This is a genomic window from Providencia manganoxydans (assembly GCF_016618195.1).
Taxonomy (GTDB): domain Bacteria; phylum Pseudomonadota; class Gammaproteobacteria; order Enterobacterales; family Enterobacteriaceae; genus Providencia; species Providencia manganoxydans.
In genome coordinates this window covers 3,498,876-3,521,858 of record NZ_CP067099.1, presented here as the reverse complement: position 1 = coordinate 3,521,858, position 22,983 = coordinate 3,498,876, and the positions used below count along the sequence as shown (strand labels likewise).

General features: G+C 40.5%; 16 protein-coding genes and 1 riboswitch. Of the genes, 13 read left to right on the top strand and 3 right to left on the bottom strand.

All coding sequences use genetic code 11. From position 1 onward, the window contains the following. Positions 1-13: 13 nt before the first annotated feature. Genes thiQ through thiB form a run of 3 tightly spaced genes read right to left on the bottom strand, consistent with a single transcriptional unit; the run spans position 14 to position 3,298 of the window. Positions 14-721 carry a thiamine ABC transporter ATP-binding protein ThiQ gene (gene thiQ / locus JI723_RS16000; protein WP_140180423.1) on the bottom strand — a complete coding sequence of 236 codons (708 nt, stop codon included), beginning with the start codon at positions 719-721 and terminating at the stop codon, positions 14-16. Next, entirely contained in the window at positions 714-2,318 is a 1,605-nt protein-coding gene (gene thiP / locus JI723_RS15995; protein WP_272580669.1) for a thiamine/thiamine pyrophosphate ABC transporter permease ThiP, read from the bottom strand. The genes thiQ and thiP overlap by 8 nt, the downstream gene beginning before the upstream one ends. Then, on the bottom strand, positions 2,294-3,298 hold the full coding sequence (thiB, locus tag JI723_RS15990) for a thiamine ABC transporter substrate binding subunit (protein WP_272580668.1): 1,005 nt from the start codon (positions 3,296-3,298) through the stop codon (positions 2,294-2,296). Before thiB ends, thiP begins: the two co-directional genes overlap by 25 nt. Positions 3,299-3,358: 60 nt before the next feature. Continuing rightward, positions 3,359-3,477: riboswitch (TPP riboswitch) on the bottom strand. A 113-nt stretch (positions 3,478-3,590) separates the two neighbouring features. Between thiB and rppH the strand changes: the two genes are divergently transcribed. The 13 genes from rppH to JI723_RS15925 all read left to right on the top strand — a co-directional run bounded on the left by rppH (position 3,591) and on the right by JI723_RS15925 (position 22,923). Further along, the gene (rppH, locus tag JI723_RS15985) at positions 3,591-4,124 is read left to right on the top strand and encodes an RNA pyrophosphohydrolase (RefSeq protein ID WP_140180429.1); all 534 of its coding nucleotides are present in this window, start codon (positions 3,591-3,593) and stop codon (positions 4,122-4,124) included. A gap of 4 nt (positions 4,125-4,128) precedes the next feature. After that, positions 4,129-6,375, top strand: coding sequence for a phosphoenolpyruvate--protein phosphotransferase (gene ptsP / locus JI723_RS15980; protein WP_140180431.1), 2,247 nt, complete (start codon positions 4,129-4,131; stop codon positions 6,373-6,375). Positions 6,376-6,592: 217 nt separating this feature from the next. Then, a complete protein-coding gene (gene lgt, locus JI723_RS15975) occupies positions 6,593-7,492 on the top strand; it encodes a prolipoprotein diacylglyceryl transferase (protein WP_272580666.1) in 900 nt (299 codons plus the stop codon). A 68-nt stretch (positions 7,493-7,560) separates the two neighbouring features. After that, positions 7,561-8,412: a thymidylate synthase gene (locus tag JI723_RS15970; RefSeq protein ID WP_272580665.1), complete on the top strand. Its 852-nt coding sequence runs from the start codon at positions 7,561-7,563 to the stop codon at positions 8,410-8,412. 250 nt (positions 8,413-8,662) lie between these two features. After that, positions 8,663-9,148, top strand: coding sequence for a prepilin-type N-terminal cleavage/methylation domain-containing protein (locus JI723_RS15965; RefSeq protein WP_272580664.1), 486 nt, complete (start codon positions 8,663-8,665; stop codon positions 9,146-9,148). Between the two features lie 9 nt (positions 9,149-9,157). Further along, the gene (locus JI723_RS15960; RefSeq protein WP_272580663.1) at positions 9,158-9,745 is read left to right on the top strand and encodes a prepilin peptidase-dependent protein; all 588 of its coding nucleotides are present in this window, start codon (positions 9,158-9,160) and stop codon (positions 9,743-9,745) included. Next, positions 9,742-10,188, top strand: a complete 447-nt coding sequence (locus JI723_RS15955) for a DUF2509 family protein (protein WP_272580662.1) — start codon at positions 9,742-9,744, stop codon at positions 10,186-10,188. The genes JI723_RS15960 and JI723_RS15955 overlap by 4 nt, the downstream gene beginning before the upstream one ends. Further along, positions 10,185-10,562 (top strand): prepilin-type N-terminal cleavage/methylation domain-containing protein, encoded by a 378-nt coding sequence (locus JI723_RS15950; RefSeq protein WP_272580661.1) that lies wholly within the window; start codon positions 10,185-10,187, stop codon positions 10,560-10,562. The genes JI723_RS15955 and JI723_RS15950 overlap by 4 nt, the downstream gene beginning before the upstream one ends. After that, positions 10,540-13,914: an exodeoxyribonuclease V subunit gamma gene (gene recC / locus JI723_RS15945; protein ID WP_319067394.1), complete on the top strand. Its 3,375-nt coding sequence runs from the start codon at positions 10,540-10,542 to the stop codon at positions 13,912-13,914. The genes JI723_RS15950 and recC overlap by 23 nt, the downstream gene beginning before the upstream one ends. Before the next feature lie 20 nt (positions 13,915-13,934). Continuing rightward, entirely contained in the window at positions 13,935-16,832 is a 2,898-nt protein-coding gene (ptrA, locus tag JI723_RS15940) for a pitrilysin (protein WP_319067393.1), read from the top strand. Between the two features lie 5 nt (positions 16,833-16,837). Continuing rightward, entirely contained in the window at positions 16,838-20,440 is a 3,603-nt protein-coding gene (gene recB / locus JI723_RS15935) for an exodeoxyribonuclease V subunit beta (RefSeq protein WP_319067392.1), read from the top strand. Then, positions 20,440-22,302, top strand: coding sequence for an exodeoxyribonuclease V subunit alpha (recD, locus tag JI723_RS15930; RefSeq protein ID WP_272580740.1), 1,863 nt, complete (start codon positions 20,440-20,442; stop codon positions 22,300-22,302). The genes recB and recD overlap by 1 nt, the downstream gene beginning before the upstream one ends. 51 nt (positions 22,303-22,353) lie before the next feature. Beyond that, complete coding sequence (locus tag JI723_RS15925) at positions 22,354-22,923, top strand: hypothetical protein (RefSeq protein ID WP_140180515.1); 570 nt, start codon at positions 22,354-22,356, stop codon at positions 22,921-22,923. Positions 22,924-22,983 lie beyond the last annotated feature (60 nt).

Genomic DNA, 22,983 nt, shown 5'->3' with positions numbered 1-22,983 from the left:
CAGGGGTGGAAATTTATACAGTATTTTTTGTGATGCCAAGTAACTCAGCAGCGAGGCTATCTCCCCGTAATAATTCCTGAGTACTACCGTCGTAGGCTATAGTGCCATCAGCAATTACCAGTGTTCTCGGTGCTATTTGTAAGGCATCTTCAATGTTATGAGATACCATAACTAAGGTGATGTTTTTTGTTTGGCAAATGTCATCAAGCAGTAATAGCATTTCATTGCGTAAAGCCGGATCGAGAGCAGAAAAAGGCTCATCAAGTAGTAAAATAGGCTGCTGGCGGATCAAGCAGCGCGCTAAAGCTGCACGTTGTCGTTGTCCTCCTGAGAGCTGAGCTGGGAGCCTATCAAGAAATTCATAAAGGCTAACTTGAGCTGCGATCAATTCAACTTGCTGCATTTGTGAATTACTTAAGCGTAAGCCTGGATGCAAACCTAACCCAATATTTTGCCTAACGGTTAAATGAGTGAATAGGTTGTTTTCCTGAAATAGCATTGATACAGGGCGTTTCGCGGGAGGGGTAAAGGTATGATCAGTTTCATTTAAATAAATAGAGCCACTTCTGGCAAATTGGAAACCGCTGATCAAACTGAGCAAAGTACTTTTTCCTGCGCCGCTTGGTCCCATAACGGCAACGCGTTCACCTGCCTGGATAGCAAAATCAAATCGCATGTTTAGGTTGTCATACTGATAATCCAGTTTATTTAATTTAATCATGCTGTTTTCCTGATATGCGCTCAAGTAGGCTGAATAAGCCAAAACATAATAAAAGAAGCACCATCGCAGTGACGGCTCCATCATTGGTTCGATAGGCACCAATTTGCTGGTAAAGGTAATAAGGCAGCGTGCGGAAGTCGTCATTACCAAATAAAGCGACTACGCCAAAATCACCAATGGAAATCACACAAGCAAAAGCAAGAGCTTGGGCGAGTGGTTTCTTCAATGCTTTTAATTCAATGATCCGCAGCCGATTTAGCCCACTGATGGCGAGTGAGTGGCACAGTGGGTTATAGCGTTCTGCCAGATCTCTCATTGGGTTTTCGAGTACTTTTAATGCATAAGGAATCGCGAGTAATGCGTTGGTCATGATCACTAATGCATAAGGGGATTCTGGAATACCGATTGTTTCATTAAACAGAATAAAAAAGCCAGTCGCAAGCACGATACCGGGCATAGCTAAAATGAGCAATCCACTCAATTCCATCGCTTGCCCTAGTTTAATCGCTCTACGTAAGCGTAATTCACGGCTACTCCATAACAGCATCATCGTGAGGAATACACATAATGTACCTGCGCAAATAGCAATAAATAGCGAAGTGGAAGCGGCTTGCCACAATGCAGATTGACTGAGTACCTCAAATAAGCGTCCATTTAGGCCATCTAAAATAATAGCCAGTAAAGGTGGAATTAAGAGTAATACAGCTGCGCTGATAATGATGGCATCACGGATACGGCGAAAATAGTTATCAGCCGGATCGTACCAATGATTATGTTGGCTGTGACCAATTGAAAATAAGCTATTGATTTTTTGGCTGAAGAACATTAAACCGACACAGAAAAAGAGTTGGATCAAGGCTAAAATGGCGGCTCTACCGAGATCAAAATCATAGTTGAGAGCCTGATAAATGGCTAATTCTATCGTCGTAGCCGCTGGGCCACCGCCTAAAGCCAACACGGTTGCAAAGCTTGCAAAACACAACATAAAAATCAGTGATGCGGTTGGTAGCATTTGCCGACGTAAATAAGGCCACTCTAAAATGCGAAATTGCTGCCACTCATTAAATCCTAACTGAGCTGCAATTTGTCGTTGTTCAATAGAAATATTTTCTAGCGATTGTAAAAGCATACGTGTTGCTAATGGCATATTAAAAAATATGTGTGCAAGCAATATGCCTTTGAGACCATAGGGAGTGAACTGATATTCCAATCCAAGCAAATGATACAGCTGAGCCAGCCAACCCGTTTTACCATAAACAGATAAAATGCCAAATACCGCCACTAAAACGGGTAATACCAAGGTCATGGCGCAAAGACGTAATAATAATGTTCGTCCAACAAAACGCCGCCGAAATAGCGCCCGAGCCAGTAGAATAGCGGGTAAAACTGAGAATACAGCAGATAAAAAAGCCTGCCAAAAAGTAAAGCCAATGACATGCCATAAGTAGCTATCACTGATTACATCGCTAATGGATATTTCAGGTGAAAAAACATACAACGCACCAAAAGCAAGCAATGCAACTGTGATTAGCAAACCGGAGGCTAATGCCCCCGGGATCAGTGATTTATTCATTATCGACTGACAGCGGATTGCCATAGACGAACCCATGCCTGACGGTGTTCAGCAACTTCTTTCGCACTAAATTGTAACGATTTTTGAGGGATAGGTAGTGAGTTATACACCTCTGGAAGTGGTATATCGATCACAGGATACATCCAGTTAGTCGTTGGTAAGGTACTTTGGAAATCAGGGGTTAACATAAATTGTAAAAACTGTTTGGCGAGCTCAGGTTGATTGCTGTTTTTTAATCGTGCTGCAACTTCCACCTGCATATAATGTCCTTCCTCAAACAAAGCGGCTGCATAGTTATCTTTGTTATCGTTTAACATTTGATAGCCCGGAGAGGAGGTGTAGCTAAGAACAAAATCCCCTTCGCCTTTTAAAAATAAGCCATACGCTTCACTCCAACCTTTAGTCACAGTTAACGTTTTATTAGCCATTTTTTTCCAAGCATCCGCAGATTGGTCACCATAAAGTTTTTCAATCCACAATAGGAGGCCAAGCCCTGGAGTACTGGTTCTTGGGTCTTGATAAATGATTTTCCACGGTTGGTCGCTATTTAATAGCTCATTCATGCTTTTTGGGGGCGTTGTGATCTTACTTGTGTCGTAGATAAAAGCAAAATAGCCATAGTCATAAGGGATAAAAGTTGCATTATTCCATTCGATTGGCAGCTTCATGGCTTGCGTATTGATATCGGCAGGAGCGAATAGCCCCGTACTTTCAGCAGAATCAATGAGGTTATTATCGAGCCCTAGTACGACATCGGCCTTACTTTTTTTCCCTTCCATACGCAGACGGTTAAGTAAGGCAACACCATCACCCAGTGAAACCAATTTTAGTTCACAGTCACATTGCGCTTCGAAATTCTGTTTAATTTGTGGGCCTGGACCCCATTCAGCAGCAAAAGAATCATAAGTGTAAACAGTCAGTGTTGGCTTTTCTGCCCAAGCAAGATGAGTAAAGCTAACGGCCGTTAAGGTAATTAATGCGCTAAAGAATGATTTTTTAAACATTTTTATTCCTGCGTTAGAGTAAAAGCTACACAGGATTTGAGAGGGCACCATGGCGATAAACATGGATGATAGCTCAAATCCCTACGCCGGTATTGCCCGGATCAGGTTCTACGGGTGAGTTCTCAGCCTATACTCGTCATACTCTGAGCATAATAATTTCGGCACCCCGTTGAGACAGTCGCTATTGTAGTGTCTTTACGCATATCTGCAAACTCTATTGATATAGGTTTACCAGTTAGGGTATGTGTGAAACAATTAGCCATCTTTCAAATTTGGTTATTGAGGTAGTCTGGTGATCGATGATGATGGCTACCGCCCGAATGTAGGAATTGTAATTTGTAATCGGCAAGGGCAGGTTTTATGGGCTCGCCGCTATGGTCAACATTCATGGCAGTTTCCACAAGGGGGAATTAACCCCGGTGAATCGCCAGAACAGGCTATGTACCGAGAGTTGTACGAGGAAGTAGGCCTACAACGTAAAGATGTTAGGTTGTTAGCTTCAACGCGCAATTGGCTGCGTTACAAATTACCCAAGCGTTTGGTGCGTTGGGACACAAAACCTGTTTGTATCGGGCAGAAACAGCGTTGGTTTTTACTACAGCTGCAATGCAATGAAGCCGATATAAACGTTCAGCGCAGTAAATCGCCAGAGTTTGACGGCTGGCGATGGGTGAGTTATTGGTATCCCGTAAGGCAAGTGGTGTCTTTCAAACGAGAAGTATATCGCCGAGTAATGAAAGAGTTTGCACCTGTTGTGATGCCTCTACAGGAACAAAAAACGGCACAAAGACCTGCGTTTAATCACCGTAGGCGCGGGGCAAGGTAAGATCATGTTGACGCGTCTACGTGAGATTGTTGAAAAAGTCGCGATGGCGACAAGTTTAACTGAAGCGTTGGAAGTTTTAGTAAACGAAACATGTAATGCGATGCAAACTGATGTTTGTTCAATTTACTTAGCTGATCATTCACGTCAGTGTTACTACTTAATGGCAACCCGCGGGTTGAAAAAACCTAGCGGGATTGCTATTCGTCTTGGATTTGATGAAGGGGTTGTTGGTGCTGTTGGCCGTCAATCTGAAATGCTCAACCTCGCCGATATCCGCGAGCATCCTGAATTTAAATATCTCCCTCAACTCAAAGAAGACCGGTTAAAAGCCTTTCTCGGTGTGCCGATTGTTTACCGTCGTCAACTATTGGGTGTATTGGTGGTTCAACAACATGAACGTCGTTTCTTCAATGAAACCGAAGAATCGTTTATGGTGACATTGTCAATGCAACTGGCGGTTATATTGTCTCAAGCTCAAGCGAAGGGGATTTTTGGGCAGTATCGACAAAGTCGTCTGAAAGCACTTCCTGTTTCTCAAGGCATAGTGATGGCTTATGGCTGGCAGGATAGTTCACAGCCCTCCTTTGAAAGTATTTGTGAAGCGACGGCACTCGACCAAAACATAGAAAAACAGCGCCTTATCGCAGCGATTGAAAATGCTGCTTCAGAATGCCGACGTCTTAGTAAGCGTTTTATTGCTAACTCGCAGAAAGAAAGCGCAGCAATTTTCGACCTCTATAATCATTTGCTGCATGACCCACAATTAAAAAAACGATTATTTGATGCTATTGAACAAGGAGCTGTGGCTGAATGGGCCGTTAAAACGGTCATAGAGGATTATGTAGAACAATTTTCTCGTTTACATGATTTGTATTTGAGAGAGAGAGGTGCCGATCTCCGTGCTTTGGGACAACGTTTATTATTTCATTTAGATGATAGTTTGACATCGGTTGATCAGTGGCCTGAGCATTTTATTTTAGTTGCCGATGAGCTAAGTGCTAGCGTCTTGGCAGACATGCCTCTTGAGCAGCTTGTTGGCGTGATAGTACGTGATGGTGCAACACACTCACATTCAGCGATTTTAATTAGAGCGATGGGGATCCCCGCCATTATGGGGGCAGATATTGACCCTTCCTTGCTCCATAATCGTTTTTTGATCCTCGATGGTTATCGTGGTGAAGTATTCATTGAACCTGAAAACATAATCGCCCAAGAGTATAAGCAAATCATTGCTGAGGAAAATGTTCTCAGTCAGCTAGCTGAAGGAGCGTTAGAGCAAGACGTTACTTTGAAAAATGGTGAACCTGTTCACATTCATCTTAACGCAGGATTAAGTCCTCGCTATGAGCAACAAATTAATGTGGCTGTAGATGGTGTGGGACTATATCGCACAGAACTGCCTTTTATGTTACATAATGGCTTTCCATCGGAAGATGAACAAAAACAGTTATATCAAGAGATACTACAGCTATTTATTGATAAACCTGTCGTGCTGAGAACATTAGACATTGGTGCGGATAAGCAATTGCCTTATATGCCTATTAGTGAAGAAAATCCCTGCCTAGGTTGGCGCGGGATCCGTGTAATGTTAGACCAGCCTGAAATTTTCTTGATCCAACTTAGAGCCATGCTACATGCGAATATTGAGACGCAAAATCTACGCATCTTATTGCCGATGATCACCAGTATTAATGAGGTGGATGAAGCGCTCAGATTAATCAAGCGTGCAAATGAAGAGGTGAGTTTGGCTACAGGCAAAACGCTGATAATGCCGAAAATCGGGGTAATGTTTGAAGTTCCTTCTTTGCTGTTCCTCCTTCCTGAATTAAAAAAACGTATAGATTTTATTTCAATTGGTACCAATGATTTAACTCAGTACTTGTTAGCAGTTGATCGAAATAATACCCATGTTGCCGCTATTTACGATAATTTACACCCATCAATGCTGAGATTTTTGGCTAAAGTTAATGAAGAGTGTGATCGCCTCGGTTTACCTGTAAGCGTATGTGGTGAAATGGCAGGACAACCTCTAGGGGTAATGGCGCTAATAGCCCTTGGCTACCGGTCTTTAAGCATGAGTGGAAGAAGTGTTCCTCGAGTGAAATACCTGATCCGTGGCCTACATGCGGGTAAAGTTGAACAATTGGTTCCCGAAATCTTAGCGGCGGAAACGAGCAATAATATCCGGCAAATAATTAGCTTATTTTTGGAAAAAAATGGGCTTGGTGGCTTTGTTCGGGGTGGGATCTAATCAGTCTTACTTTCTCTTCGCATGAGCTATGTTATTATGCGCAATCTGACAGTTAATAAACTATCCTATTTGTTAACTGCGGTTAAGGTTTGTGTGATAAGCAAAGAAAATCCATTGCCTGATTTTCGGCTGATGATATGAAACGGGGAAACCACGCTTTTATCCCACTTCGTCAGTAACCTAAATGATTTTTGATTAACAAATAAAGTGGGGAACGATGAGTAACAGCTACTTAGCATTTCCGGAAATTGATCCCGTAATGTTCTCAATTGGGCCAGTATCACTGCACTGGTATGGCTTCATGTATCTTGTAGGGTTTGTTTTTGCTTTATGGCTAGCGGGCCGCCGCGCAAGCAAACCGAATAGTGGTTGGACAAAAAATGAAGTTGAGAATTTACTCTATATTGGCTTTGTAGGTGTTTTTGTAGGAGGACGATTGGGTTATGTTTTCTTCTATAACCTTCCAGTCTTTCTTGATGATCCACTTTATTTATTTAAGGTTTGGGATGGAGGAATGTCCTTCCATGGCGGCTTGATTGGCGTGATCTGTGCGATGGTATGGTTTGCTCATCGTACTCGCCGCCGCTTCTTACAAGTCTCTGATTTTGTTGCTCCGCTAATTCCTTTTGGCCTAGGTATGGGGCGCATTGGTAACTTTATTAATGGTGAGCTATGGGGGCGTGTAACATTAGATACACCTTGGGCATTTTTATTCCCTCATTCACGCAGTGAAGACATTCAACTTGCAGCACAAGATCCGTCGTTATTGCCTACGCTAGAGCAATATGGCGTACTTCCGCGTCATCCATCACAGCTCTATGAGATGTTTTTAGAAGGAATTGTACTGTTCCTGATCCTCAATTTATTTGTGCGTAAACCGCGCCCAATGGGCAGTGTTTCCGGCCTGTTCCTGATTGGTTATGGCGCATTCCGAATTATTGTTGAGTTCTTTAGACAACCTGATGCTCAACTAGGTTTATTTGGTGGTATTAGTATGGGGCAAATACTATCTATCCCTATGATTATTATTGGTATTTTAATGATTGTGTGGGCCTATAAGTATGGTAAAAATATCCCCGCTCATAAACCGGATAATAAAGCACAGCCAAGTAAGTAAATGAACATAATAAGGTGGCAGTGGTGAATATTTGATACCGCTGCCGCTTATAGCGCAAGAGAATGACTATGAAGCAGTATTTAGAATTATGCCAACGTATCATCAATAAAGGCCAATGGATTGAAAATAAGCGTACAGGCGTGCGCTGCTTAACCGTCATTAATGCAGATCTTGAATATGATGTGGCAAATAACCAATTTCCATTAATCACTACCCGAAAAAGTTTTTACAAAGCCGCAATAGCAGAGCTACTGGGTTACCTACGCGGTTATGATAATGCAGCTCAATTCCGTGAAATCGGCTGTAATACATGGAATGCAAATGCGAATGACAATCAAGCTTGGCTGAATAACCCACACCGTAAAGGTGAAGATGATATGGGGCGCGTTTATGGTGTCCAAGGGCGCTCATGGCAGCGGCCTGATGGTACGCATCTCGATCAGCTTAAAAAAGTGGTTAATAACTTAAAAAATGGTATTGATGACCGCGCTGAAATCATTACGTTTTATAATCCAGGTGAATTTGAAATGGGATGCTTACGGCCTTGTATGCATACTCATACTTTTTCACTGCTCGGTGATACTCTGCACTTAACCTCCTATCAACGTAGTTGCGATGTACCACTTGGATTGAATTTTAACCAAGTACAATGTTTCGTGTTACTCGCTTTGATGGCGCGGATTACGGGTCATCAACCAGGTAAGGCGTATCATAAAATTGTGAATGCACATATTTATGAGAACCAATTACCACTGATGCGCGATGTTCAGTTAAAACGCGAGCCTTTTGCTTTACCATCATTAACGATAAACCCTCAAATTAAAACGTTAGAAGATCTGGAAACATGGGTAACCACTGATGATTTTTCTCTTGAAGGTTATCAATGTCATGAAGCGATTAAATACCCATTTACGGTATAACGTTTAGTCTTCTCTTAGAAGGCCAAGGTCATACTGTACCTTGGCTTTTTTATCGTTTTTTTAACCACTACGTTATCTTTTTCCCCGCATATTTTAGCTTTTTGCGAGCCTACTCCGAAAACACGACTGATTATGTGTAAATCTTGCATCTGTTTGCAAAACGTTACGCAACACTCTTCTTATTTTCTATTTTTCTTCGATTTTGCTGACATTATCAGACGCATATTTTACGAACAGGCGGTGGTTATAGATGGGCAGACAAACTCAAGAACAGGAAAAAGGATTTACGCTGATCGAAATATTGGTTGTGATATTTATATGCTCATTGGTTTTATTACCTGCTTTATATGGTTGGCAGCAACAGCAACAACGCACCCGTTTAATTGACGCTGCAAGGCAAGTTGCCGTATTCATTTACAGTCATTTAATGGAAAGCATTTACTTAAATCAGCATCGTATCTTATTAATTAATAATGCACAGGGTAATTGGTCAATCACTATCAAAGACGCTGTGACTAATCAACAGATTGCAATGTTGTCATCGGCGCAATTTAACAATATCGAAATGAAATCAGCAACTCGTACATCCGTTAATCTTTATGGAAAACAAGGAACTAGTCATGCTTTTCGTATTGAACTGATCAACGATTTTGGGCAGATGACTGTATTTATGTCCGCAGCAGGCCGGATAAGAGGTTGCAGTAATAAAAAAATCATTGGCGTTCCCCGCTGCTAGGGGCTACAGATGAATTTAAGCCATCAAAAAGGGTTCTCGTTAATAGAAACGCTAGTCGCTATGTCGATCAGTAGTTTGGTATGTATTGCTGCAATCTCTGTTTTTCCAACACTAATTAAGCAAGTACATCAATCATATATTCAATATCAAATTGATAGAGATGCTCGTCAGGTGCTAATTAATATGGAGAAGGATCTCAGGCGTATAGGTTATTGTAGCCGTGTTTCTTGCCAAGGTGAGGCGATTAAAATTGATGCTAAATTTTTAAGTCGATACCCTAACTCATGCATTATTTTCGCTTATGACCAGAACTTGTCAGGAACATGGCGGTCGGTTCAAGGTAGAAATAAAGAATCTGATTTTTTTGGCTATCGCCTGAATGACAAAAAATTAGAGTCAAATCGAAATATTACGGATTGTGATGGTAACCGTTGGCAATCTTTATTTGATCCTCTAATGATTAAAGTCTCTTCATTAAAATTTGTATGGCATGAAGTTCAGTCGTTGCTGGAAATATATTTAGTCATTGAAACACCGTATTTGCCAAACAAAGCCTTTCATTATCGTAGCGCTGTTTTGCTAAGGAATTTACGATGAAGCATCGTATTTTTCAGCAGCAGGGAAACATTGCGTTAGTGATGGTCGTGGTATTGATGACAACAGCGCTACTGTTATTAAAAGCATTACATTTTTATCAAGAAAACGCTCGCAACGAATTTTTAAAGGAAAAAAAATATGTTGAAGCATTTAATCAAGCAGAGTCAGCGCTGTCATGGGGGCTTCAGCAATCTTGGGCTTTGCAGACGTTTAGCCGCCAAAAATGGCAATGTCAGAGAGCATCAGAGCACTCATGGGAAAGCTGCCTTAAACATTATAAAGGTTCTCAATTTATTCTCTCTGGTAAAGGAAACTATAGGGGGCAATATGATGTTACGCTCTATCGCTGGGTTTCTCCTATTTCAGGCACACAGAAAGTGCGAAGCCAAATAAAAGGTTGGCTTGATTACTGTCCAGTTGATAAAAAGGGATTTTGCCAATGAATGATGAGCTGGAAGATCAGCGTGGTTTTGCAATCATAGAGTCAATGCTTGCTGTAGTGATTTTTGCTATGCTGCTAGTCGCTCTGTTAAACTATACTCAACATATTACCTTGAATTTCAATTGGATATTTAGTAGCTCAGTTGCAGTAAGGGAGCTACAAAGTCGTTTAGAGCAGGAAGCGGCGAAGATGGCGTTAATACCAAATGACCCATCATTTATTTATCCTAATTGGCAGATAAACTTACAGTCACTTATGGTGTCTGATAGTTGCACAAGTACAACCGTCAGTTTATTAAGTACTCAGCAAGATTTTTCGCTAAACCGTTGGTTTTGCAGAACAGGAGATAGTCATGTTTCAGGTTTATCATTCTAATCAATTAGAGCTATTAAAGGAGTTAATTGCTCATTTAATGGAAAATGAACCACTTTCTCATCCGTTCGAGCAAGAAATCGTTTTAGTACAAAGTCCGGGTATGTCCCAATGGTTACAAATAGAGTTAGCAAAGCGCTTTGGGATAGCTGCGAATATTTATTATCCTCTACCAGCAACTTTTATTTGGGATATGTTTCGTCGTGTACTTCCCGATATACCGAAAGAGAGCGCTTATACCAAGCAAGCTATGGCTTGGAAACTGATGAAAATATTACCTGAAGTCATTGATGAAGAAGAATTTGAGCCGTTACGGCATTACTTACAGAATGATTCAGATAAGCGAAAGTTACACCAGCTAGCGGGACGAGTCGCAGATTTATTTGACCAATATTTAGTTTATCGACCTCAGTGGATAGAAAAATGGCAGCAGAATGAATTAGTCGAGGGGTTAAGCTCAAATCAATTATGGCAAAGACGATTATGGCTGAAGTTGGTTGATTATACTCAAACTCTTGAGCAGTCACCATGGCACCGAGCGAATCTTTATCAGCAGTTTATTGCCAAGCTACAAGGTGAGCAGGATTTAAAAAATGTATTACCAAAGCGTATTTTTATTTGCGGGATTTCATCTTTACCGCCTGTTTACCTGCAAGCCCTAAAAGCAATTGCAGAGCATACTGATATTCACCTGATGTTTACTAACCCATGTCGCTATTACTGGGGAGATATTTACAGCCACTCTTTTCTTGCCAAATTACAGAAAAGAAAATTGAAGCATTATATTGATAAGCATGAAATATCACGTTTTAGAATTGATGGGAATGTTGAAAGGTTATTCAACGATGAAGGTGAACAAGAACTCGCTAACCCATTGCTTGCGTCATGGGGAAAATTAGGGCGGGATAATCTGTATTTTATCTCACAGATTGATAATGCGAATGAAATATCAGCATTTGTTGATACAAATCGTCGCAACCTACTAGAGAATTTACAACAGGATATTTTAGATCTTGAAAATCATGCTCAATTCGGAACTACACTACAAGATTACCTCACGAGTAACAACAAACGTAGGTTAGCTTTATCCGATCAATCAGTGACTTTTCATTCGTGCCATAGTGCACAAAGGGAAGTCGAAGTTTTGCAAGATCAATTATTGTCATTGTTTGAGTATGACCCAACGCTTACACCTAGAGATGTTATTGTCATGGTGTCAGATATCGACAGTTATACACCATTCATTCAAGCCGTTTTTGGCAATACGGCATCTGGGCGCTATATCCCTTTTTCCATTTCAGATAGAAAGGCATTACAAGCCCATCCTATTTTACAAGCATTTATTTTATTACTTGACCTTCCGCAAAGCCGTTTTTCAACTGAACAAGTACTTACATTACTTGAGGTGTCTGCGTTTGCCGCTCATTTCAATATTGATGAAAGTGAATTAAGTTTATTACGTCGATGGGTTAATGAGTCAGGGATCCGTTGGGGGTTAGATGATGATAATGTGCGTGCTTTGGCACTGCCCGTAATTGGGCAAAATACATGGCAATTTGGGTTGAGCCGTATGCTATTAGGCTATGCAATGGATAGTCGATATGGCCCTTGGCATAATGTTTTACCTTATGATGAAAGTAGTGGGTTAGCTGCTCAGTTAGCAGGTAAGCTCGCATTATTAGTCAATACATTAAAAGAGTGGCGAACATTACTAGAAGTTGAGAGAAATCTTGAAGAGTGGAAAGCGATTTGCCAGCAGCTACTTCATAGCTTTTTTAAAATTGATGGCGATACAGAGTTAGTGCTTACTCTTGTTACAGAGCAATGGCATAGGATTATCGAAAATGCCTTAAGCTCTGGTTATGATGAAAAAGTCCCTTTACGTTTGATCCGTGATGAACTAGCTGTATGTTTTGACGATGAAAAGATAAGTCAGCGCTTTCTAGCTGGTGCTGTCAATTTTTGTACCTTAATGCCAATGCGTTCGGTACCTTTCAAAGTCGTCTGCTTATTAGGGATGAATGATGGTATATACCCCCGTAGTATTCCACCACTAGGCTTTGATTTAATGGCAGAGAAGCCTGCCAGAGGGGATCGAAAGCGCCGAGATGATGATCGTTACCTATTCTTAGAAGCATTGAATTCAGCAGCGAAGCAACTTTATGTTAGCTATATTGGTCTATCTATACAGGATAACCAAACCTGTAACCCATCTGTGCTAGTGACTGAGCTTTTGGATTATATTTGCCAAAGTTTTTGTTTACAGGGGGATGAGGAACTTAATATTGATGAGAGTGCGATGAGATTAAAAAAACATCTTGTCACACAGCACAACCGTGTGCCTTTTGCCAAAGAAAACTTCATTGCGGATTCTATAAATCAGAGTTTTGCAAGTGAGTGGTTACCAGCCGCGCAAACTGTATTTCAAGGGAACAAGCCTTTTGTATCTCAGCTTAATGAACGTGAAATCATCACTGAGCTTTCAGTTGAACAACTATTGCGTTTTTATCGTCATCCAATAAGAGCTTTTTTTCAACAACGTTTGAAAGTTCATTTCGCCATTGAAGAAACAGAACTGCCAGAGGATGAGCCCTTTATTTTAGATAGATTACAGCGCTATAAAATTAATGAGCGTGTATTAGCTTTATTAGTTAAAGATGAAGATCCAGCTCAGCTTTATCAATCACTGAGAGCCTCTGGGCAGTTACCTGCTAAGCAATTTGGGCAGCTGTTTTGGGAGCAACAAATGAATAATATTATGCCATTGGCTGAAAAGGTTAAGGAGCAAAATATTCAACCCTTTGACCATGTGATTGATACTGATATCAATGGCATCAAATTAACAGGAGTATTAAGAAATGTGCATGAAAACGGGGTATTACGTTATCGGCCTGCTTATTTGACAGCAAATGATGGTATTCAACTGTGGATAGAACATCTGTTGTTTAATTTTACGATCGGTGAAGGTGATAGTATTGCACTAGGTCGTGATAACAGTACGTGGCATTTTTCTAGTGTAAAGCAAGAAAATGCTAAGAATTATTTAGAACAGCTTATAACGGGTTACTGTAATGGCCTAAATAGCCCATTGTTATTGTTAAATCAAAGTGGTTGGAATTGGTTATCAGCTTGTTTTGATAAAAAAACGAAACAATATGATTTTGTTTCTGAAGATGTACAACAAAAAGCATTATCAGTACTAGTGCAAAGCCTCCAAGGTTCATCCATGAAAAGAGGGGAGATGGAGGATGATTATGTGTTACGAGTTTGTAGAAATATTGACCAAAACTTAATTCAGTCACTGTTGGAAAATTCTCAGCGTTATCTTCTGCCGATGGCAGAATATCTAAAATAAAAAAAGGGGTGCATTAAAGGATGCGACGTTTATCCAAAAGTATCGCTCAATTTTTCTTATTGGTAACCTTAATGGTTTGGGGGGCAGCAGCGATTGGCCAGCCCCTTTGGCAGGTGTTACCCGAAACTATCAATAAGAGCGAAAATGATCCACGAACCTATCAAGCCGTTAAGCTACATAACGGAATGATAGTGTTATTGGTTTCAGATCCAAAAGCGACTAAATCACTAGCCGCTGTTTCTATTCCTGTTGGTAGCTTAGAAAACCCAGATAGCCAATTAGGGCTTGCACACTATTTAGAACATATGGTGTTAATGGGCTCTAAAAAATATCCAGAACCCAGCAGTTTGTCTGAGTTTTTACAAAAGCATGGTGGGAGTCATAATGCCAGTACCGCGGCACATCGTACTGCTTACTATTTAGAAGTTGAAAATAGTGCCTTAAAGGATGCTACGGATAGATTAGCGGATGCTTTAGCTGAGCCGCTACTGGATCCGACTAATGCAGATAGAGAACGAAATGCCGTCAATGCGGAGCTGACTATGGCTCGTTCCCGTGATGGAATGCGTCTATGGCAAGTTCGCTCTGAAACATTAAATCCTAATCACCCCAACTCACGCTTTTCTGGTGGAAATTTAGAGACGTTGCAAGATAAACCCGGTAGTAAGTTACAAGATGAGCTAGTGGGTTTTTATAAGCAATATTATTCGGCGAATTTGATGAATGGTGTTCTGTATGGTGACCAATCTATTGAGTCGCTGGCAAAAATTGCAGCAGAAACCTTTGGGCGTATTCCAGACCATAATGTTAAAGCGCCAACAACGGATGTTCCCGCTGTCACAGACAATGAAAAAGGGATTGTGATCCACTATATCCCTGCTCAGCCACAAAAAGCCATTCAATTAGAGTTCAGTATTAAGAACAATATGGCTGATTTTCGCAGTAAAAGTGATGAATACATTGGTTATCTAATCGGGAATCGCAGTCCTGGCACATTAGCAGATTGGCTAGTTTCTGAAGGATTGGCTGAGGGGATTAGTGCCTCTGCAATGCCTAACGCAGATCGGAATTATGGGACTTTTTCTATCTACATTACTTTGACAGATAAAGGGCTGGCAGAACGTGATGAAATTATTGCGGCTGTATTTGCTTATATTGATCTGTTGAAAAAAGAAGGGGTAACCAAAAGTTACTTTGATGAAATCGCGAATGTACTGAATTTATCGTTCCGTTATGGCTCTATTGTCAGAGATATGAACTACATTGAATGGTTATCAGACCAAATGATTAATGTACCGGTCAACCATGTATTAGATTCTGATTATATTGCGGACAAATATGATCCTTCGGCAATAAAGGCAAGGCTCTCTGAGCTAACGGCTAAGGATGCACGGATTTGGTTTATTAGCCCAAATGAGCCACACAATAAGAAAGCCTACTTTGTTGATGCAGCTTATCAGGTCGATAAAATAACTCAGAAGCAGTTAACCCAATGGGAGCAGCTAGAATCTAAAATGAAATTTAGGTTACCTGAATTGAACCCATACATTCCGGATAACTTGTCATTAATTAAGACAGAAAAAACCTATAAACATCCTGAATTAGTTTATCAGGATGGCAATACACGTGTGCTGTATATGCCAAGCCAATATTTTGCAGATGAACCTAAAGCAACTATTAATTTATTACTGAAAACAAAAGTTGGTGATCAAGATGCTAAATCCCAAGTGACTGGAGCATTATTGCAATATATAGCATCATTAAAAATGGATGAGCTGCAATATCAAGCATCGGTAGCAGGTATGTCGGTGTCTGTTTCACAAGGCGTTGGATTGCAGTTTAATGCGAGTGGATATACTCAGCATTTACCTGAGCTATTTCTATCGATGACAAAGCTGTATTTAAGCTTTGAGCCAACAGAAAGAGAGCTTATTCAAGCTAAATCTTGGTATCAGGAACAAATAAAAGTAGCCAATAATGCTAAGGCTTATGAAATAGCTATGCAGCCACTACGACGTATCGATACTGTTCCTTATTTTGAACAAGAAGAGCGATTATCTACATTAGACAGTATTTCTCTAAAAGATATCACGAAATACCGTAGTAAAGTGATAGAGAGCGCGTCATTACAAGCTATGGTAATTGGTAATTTAACCGATAAACAAAGTATTAATGTTATTAAAGATGCTCGTGATTTACTGAAAAGCAAAGGAAAAGGCTGGTGGCGTGGTGACATTGTTGTGATTGATAAGCCTTATCTAGCCGATTTTCATAATCAAGCCAAAAGCACGGATAATGCGTTAGCAGAAATTTTTATTCCTGAAGGGTATAGCCGTATTGAGGGGGCTGTGCTATCTGGTTTACTGTCTAATATTATTCAACCATGGTTCTATGATCAGCTTAGAACTAACGAGCAACTTGGTTATGCTGTGTTTGCATTCAAAGTAGGTTTAGGTGATCAGTGGGGGGTTGGGTTCTTACTGCAAAGTAATGCAAAAACGCCTGATTACTTAAATACTCGTTATCAAGAGTTTTATAGTACGGCTCTTGAAAAGTTGAAAAAATTACCCGCTCAAGAGTTTGAACAGTATAAACAGTCGATCATTACAGAAATGAAGCAACCACCACAAACTTTCTATGAAGAGGTAGGACGCTATTCATCTGACTTTAGCCGCAATATCTTTACCTTTGATACTCGAGCTAAAGTTATTGAATTATTTGGTAAAACGACACAGCAGCAAGTTATTGATTATTACCAAAATGCAGTGATGCAACGTAAAGGTTTAGCGTTAACGTCTCAAGTTATTGGTCAGGATGTTGATGAAAAAACAGGATACGCACCACTGAAAGGCTGGGTGTTCTATCCAAATGCTTCAGAGTTCCAAAAGATGTTACCAATTAAGGAAGATGCAGAGTGAATAAAATGCAGATAAGTTCCCAATTGCTAGATGCTTTTTCATTGCCTTTACAAGGGCAGCGATTAATTGAGGCATCAGCGGGTACCGGTAAAACGTATACCATAGGGATCCTCTATCTGCGTTTACTGCTTGGGTTGGGGGAAGCAAATGCTTTCCCTCGGCCTCTTAGCGTTGAGGAAATTTTGGTTGTGACCTTTACTGAGGCAGCAACCAACGAATTGCGTGGTCGCATACGTGAGCGGATCCATAATATGCGACTCGCGTGTATTCGTGAGGGGGTAGGGTTTGAGGATCAGCCTGAATATTTGGAGCTACTTTCACAAATTGCAACTCCAGAACAACGAGAATTTGCAGCAAATTGGTTGTTAACGGCTGAACGGCAAATGGATGAAGCGGCTATTTATACTATTCATGGTTTTTGCCAAAGGATGTTAGTCAACAATGCTTTTGAATCGGGCGTTTTGTTTGAACAAAATATGATCCAAGATGAACAACCAATTCAAAAGCAAGCATGCGCTGATTTTTGGCGCCGCCACTTTTATCCTCTTGATTATTCGATGGCAAAAGTTATTTTGTCACAATGGAATAGCCCAGAAGCATTATTGGCTGAAATAAAACCGTTTTTACAAGGGGATATGCCATATATTGTTAATGGAGGAGAGGATACAGAGACCTTTGAAGAACGACATCAACGTTTTATTAGCTTAATTAATGATGTCAAAGCTGCATGGTTAGATGGGTGCAGTGAATTTGAAAAATTAATCACTAACTCAGATGTCGATAAACGCAGCTATAGCTCTCGTTATTTACCCAGTTGGTTAGAAAAAATAACCTGTTGGGCAGAGGAAGATACCCAAGATTATCAATTGCCTAAAGAGATTATTCGCTTCTCTCAAGCCACTTTACATGAAAAATCGAAAAGCGGTGTTGGTCCTGAACATCAAGCATTTATTCAAATCGACCAATTGCTTACACAATCATTGACGATTAAAGATTTAATTATCCCTCTCGCTATTACTGAAGTGAGGCAAAGTATTGCTCATGAAAAACATCGTCGTGGTGAAATGGGGTTTGATGACTTACTGACTCGCTTAGATAAAGCATTGAAAAATGAAGGTGGGCAGTTTCTGGCTGAGGCAATTAGCCAGCGTTTTCCTGTCGCAATGATTGATGAGTTTCAAGATACAGATCCACAACAATACCGTATATTTCAGCGTATATATCGTGGTGTCGAACACAGCGCTTTATTATTTATTGGTGATCCGAAACAAGCAATATATGCATTTCGCGGAGCAGATATTTTTACCTATATTGAGGCTAAGAAGCAGGTTAACGCCCATTATACGTTAGAAACGAACCATCGTTCATCTGAGCATATGGTAGAGGCAGTAAACCACATTTTTAGACATTGTGATAATCCGTTTATATTTGAACAAATTCCATTCAACCCTGTTAATTTCTCTGCAAAAAATGCAGGTAAAAAATTATTGGAAAATGGTCAGGCACTGACGGCATTGACATTTTGGCATCTAGATAGAGAAGCGGTATCCATTACTGATTATGAGCAAACCATGGCATCACAGTGTGCTGGGAAAATCAGTGAATGGTTACAGGGGGGATTAGCTGGTACTGCGGTTTTTCAAAATGGTGATGGGAAGCAATCACCAGTTTCTGCGGCAGATATTACGGTATTAGTTAGAAGCCGCCGAGAAGCTGTTTTGATCCGAGATGCTTTGAACCAATTAAATATCCCCTCGGTGTTCCAATCAAATCGTGAAAGTGTATTTGCCACCCAAGAAGCAAAGGATCTGTTATGGATCCTTCAAGCTGTATTGTCTCCAGAAAAAGAGCGAGTGTTGCGTTGTGCGCTAGCGACAGGTCTTATTGGGTTGGATGCTCAGCAAATAGATGCTTTGAATTATAATGAAAAAGCATGGGAAGCACTGGTCGATGAGTTTACCCGCTATGCCATAATTTGGCACAAGCGGGGAGTATTACCTATGTTACGGGTACTGATGGCAGAGCGGCATATTGCGGAAACATTACTTGCTGCGACAGATGGTGAGCGGCGCTTGATGGATATGATGCATATTGGTGAGCTACTTCAAGAAATGTCTTTACAACTTGAAGGGGAACATACGCTAGTTCGCTGGTTAACACAGCAAATAGCTCATCCAGACCATCAATCGAATGCCCAACAAATGCGTTTAGAAAGCGATAAACACTTAGTGCAAATCAGCACTATTCATAAATCGAAAGGGCTTGAATATAAAATTGTTTGGCTACCTTTTGTGAGCAATTTTTTACCACAATCAAAAGCCCTCTTTCATGATCGTGAAGATTACGGTACACGTTTAGATTTAGCGGATAGTGAAGAAAACGTAGCGCTTGCCGATCAAGAACGTTTAGCTGAGGATTTACGCTTACTCTATGTTGCACTCACTCGTGCTATTTATCATTGTAGTGTTGGTATTGCCCCTATCATTAAAGGTAACCGCAAGAAAAGCGGCGAAACAGATCTGCATTTATCTGCTCTAGGTTATTTAATACAAAAAGGTGAAGCAGGGGATTTTAATTTACTTAATGCAAGATTAGCTGAGCTAGTTAATAGCACGATTAGTGTCGAACAAATAGCACATATTAAATCCAATTCGTTATCTTTAAGTGAAGTCGATGATGAAGTGCTTTGTGCAAGGAATATTACCCGTTTTTTTGATGATCATTGGCGAGTTACGAGTTATTCAGGTTTAAGCTACAGTAGTGGGCATGTTGAAAGTGCACAAACAATTAGTGCTGAACAGTTGGCGAACTCACTCGCACCCACAATGGATATTGAAGTGAGTATTGATGCCTCTCTTCCTTCAAAAGATGAACAGACTTTAACGCCTCATCAATTCCCTAAAGGAGCAGCTCCAGGCACGTTCTTACATGAACTAATGGAAGAAATCGATTTTTCTCAAGAGGTTTCATTAGAGTGGCTGGTGGAGAAATTAGAGCTCTCGGGCTTTGAGAGTAAATGGGCCGATATGCTTCAGCTATGGCTGACTGCGATTGTTCAAGCGCCGCTTAACGATGATGGCTTATGTTTATCTGCATTAGCGGCCAGTGATATGCTAGATGAAATGCAGTTTTACCTACCTATTGATAGTTTATTAGAAGCTAAACAGCTTGATCAAATTACGCATCGTTATGACCCATTATCTAAAGTATGCCCGCCTCTTAACTTTGAAAAAGTTCAAGGTATTTTGAAGGGGTTTATTGATTTGACATTTTTATGGAAAGGTAAGTTTTATATTCTTGATTATAAATCAAATTACCTCGGTGAAAGTGCAGAGAGTTATACTCAAGCCGCCATGGCAGAAGCCATGGTAGATCATCGTTACGATTTACAATATCAGCTGTATTCATTGGCATTACATCGCTATCTAAAACAACGTTTACCAAATTATCAATATGATGTGCATTTTGGAGGAGTTTATTATCTCTTCTTACGAGGTATTGATCGGGCTGAGTCGAAAAATGGTATTTTCTATTATCGACCTGAATCTTCGTTTATCAATGAGCTTGATCAGCTATTTTGTAAGGCATTAGAGGAACAAGAAAAATGATGAAAGAGCTGTTTGATAAAGCGCTTGAAGAACATTTGTTCACGCCTCTTGATGTTCAGTTTGCTTACAATATCGCAGAAGGGCAGAGCCCATTATTACTCTTTACCGCAGCTTTATTAAGTTCGGAGACTATGGCTGGGCACGTGTGTTTAGCGTTGTCTGAAATTAGTGTTGAGACGTTATTTGCAGGTAGGCATCCTGAATTAGCTGAGGAATTTTGGCTAGCAATCGGGGAACCGAGTGCCGAAGCTATTTATCAAGATATCAAAGATGCGCCTTTTGTCTCTTTAGCTGATGAGAAAGAGCTATCACCGTTAATTTTATCTAATCATTTCTTGTATTTTCAGCGTTTGTGGCAATACGAACAAAGGGTATCTCGTTTTTTTTCGCATACTTCGTTGCCTCAGTATGATAACCAAGCGGTTAAACTCATATTAGATGGGCTATTTCCTTTAGCCAATGAAATCGATTGGCAAAAGATAGCTGCGGCAGTTGCAGTCACTAGTCAAGTATCTGTCATTTCAGGTGGTCCGGGAACAGGAAAAACAACCACAGTTGCACGGATCCTCGCCGCTTTAATTAAACTTGCAGTCAATAATAAGCAAATTATTAAAATTGAACTTGCAGCACCAACAGGAAAAGCGGCAGCAAGGCTAACAGAATCTTTAGGGACAGCATTAAATAGCTTGCCACTTAATGATGATGAGAGAGGCATGTTACCCAATCAGGCTAAAACACTGCATCGATTATTAGGTGCACAACCTGAAAGCCAGCAATTTCGCTACAATCAAGATAACCCATTGGTGCTAGATATATTGATTGTCGATGAAGCATCTATGGTTGATTTGCCGATGATGGGGAAGTTGATTGAGGCTTTACCCAAACAGGCAAAATTAATTTTTTTAGGTGATAAAGATCAGTTAGCATCGGTAGAAGCGGGAGCTGTACTTGGTGATATTTGTCAATTTGCTGATGTAGGCTACAGTCCTCAACGAGCCGCTGAGTTATCTCAATTGACCAATTATTCGCTTGAACATTTTACTTCTGAGCAAGGACCCCCAATTAGAAATAGCCTGTGCTTACTACGCAAAAGTTATCGTTTCTCTGCATCTTCAGGAATAGGGCAGTTAGCTTTAGCGGTCAATGAAGGTGATACAAAGCACGCTGAAAAATTATTAACTAAGGACTTAGCCGATGTGCATACATACTTACAACAAGATGAAGACGATTATGCACAAATGTTGATTGCAGCGGCAGGCTTTTATCAGGAATATCTGTTAGCAGTAAAAACTAGGCAGCTTGCTTCTGAGGTGTTACATAAGTTTAATCAATATCGGTTATTGACTGCTTTGAGAGATGGCCCTTATGGTGTTATGGGGATCAATGACAAGCTAGAAAAACTGCTTCATCGGCAAGGGTTGATCCACCGTCCATACAATCAGATGAACAAACATTATGCAGGAAGGCCTATTATGATCAGCCGTAATGATAGCCCACTAGGCTTATTTAATGGTGATATAGGTATCATACTTCCAGATGAAGATGGTGCATTAAGGGCATACTTTCAATACCCAGATGGAACAATTAAAGGTATTCAGCCTAATCGTTTACCATTGCATGAAACAGCTTATGCAATGACGGTTCATAAATCACAGGGTTCGGAGTTTACTCATACCGCTTTAGTTTTACCGAAGGTATATTCGCCTGTATTGACTCGTGAGCTCGTCTACACAGCAATTACTCGGGCAAAAAAAGAACTTTCATTGTATTGCGGTATGAAAATCATTCGTCGCGCTATTGAAACACCAACCAAACGGCGTAGTGGTTTGGCAATACAGCTTTTGAGTGCCAAAGAAAAGTAACACCCGTAGTTTTGGCAATATAATTGGATTTAAATGCAAAAAGGTAATGATATGGAAAACCAGCAAGAAATGACGGCGATGACGGTAACATTAAAAGCTAGGATTGAACCGGAAAGACGTGCTGATTTAGAGGATGCATTTACACAAGTCATGCAAGGAATGGGAAAAGAAATCCAAGTGACTGGTGGTGGAACTTTACTTTCTGATAATGGTGAAGCCGAAGAGTGCGATATTGAACTCGCGGTTGCAGATGCAAGCGATGAGAATATTAGCTTGATTATTCAATTGTTTTCATCAATGTTAGCTCCTAAAGGATCTCGCTTAGTCATTCATGGTGAAGACACCGTAATTGAGTTTGGTGATGAAGAAGGGCTGGCGCTATATTTCAATGGTACTGAATTACCTGATGAGGTTTATGAAAATAGCGATATTAATGAAATTTTCGATAAACTGGATGAGGCTGTTGAAGAGATAGGTGCAATCCATGGCGTTTGGGAAGGACCGACAGAAACTGCATTCTATTTCTATGGTACTTCATTTGCAGAGATGTCAGCACTCATCCAGCCTGTGATTGATAGCTTCCCACTCTGTGAAAAATCACGCATAGTGCAAATAGCGTAATAGCCTAAATCATAAGTGCATAACCAACGACTAACCTAAGAGTTAGGTTAGTCGTTTAGT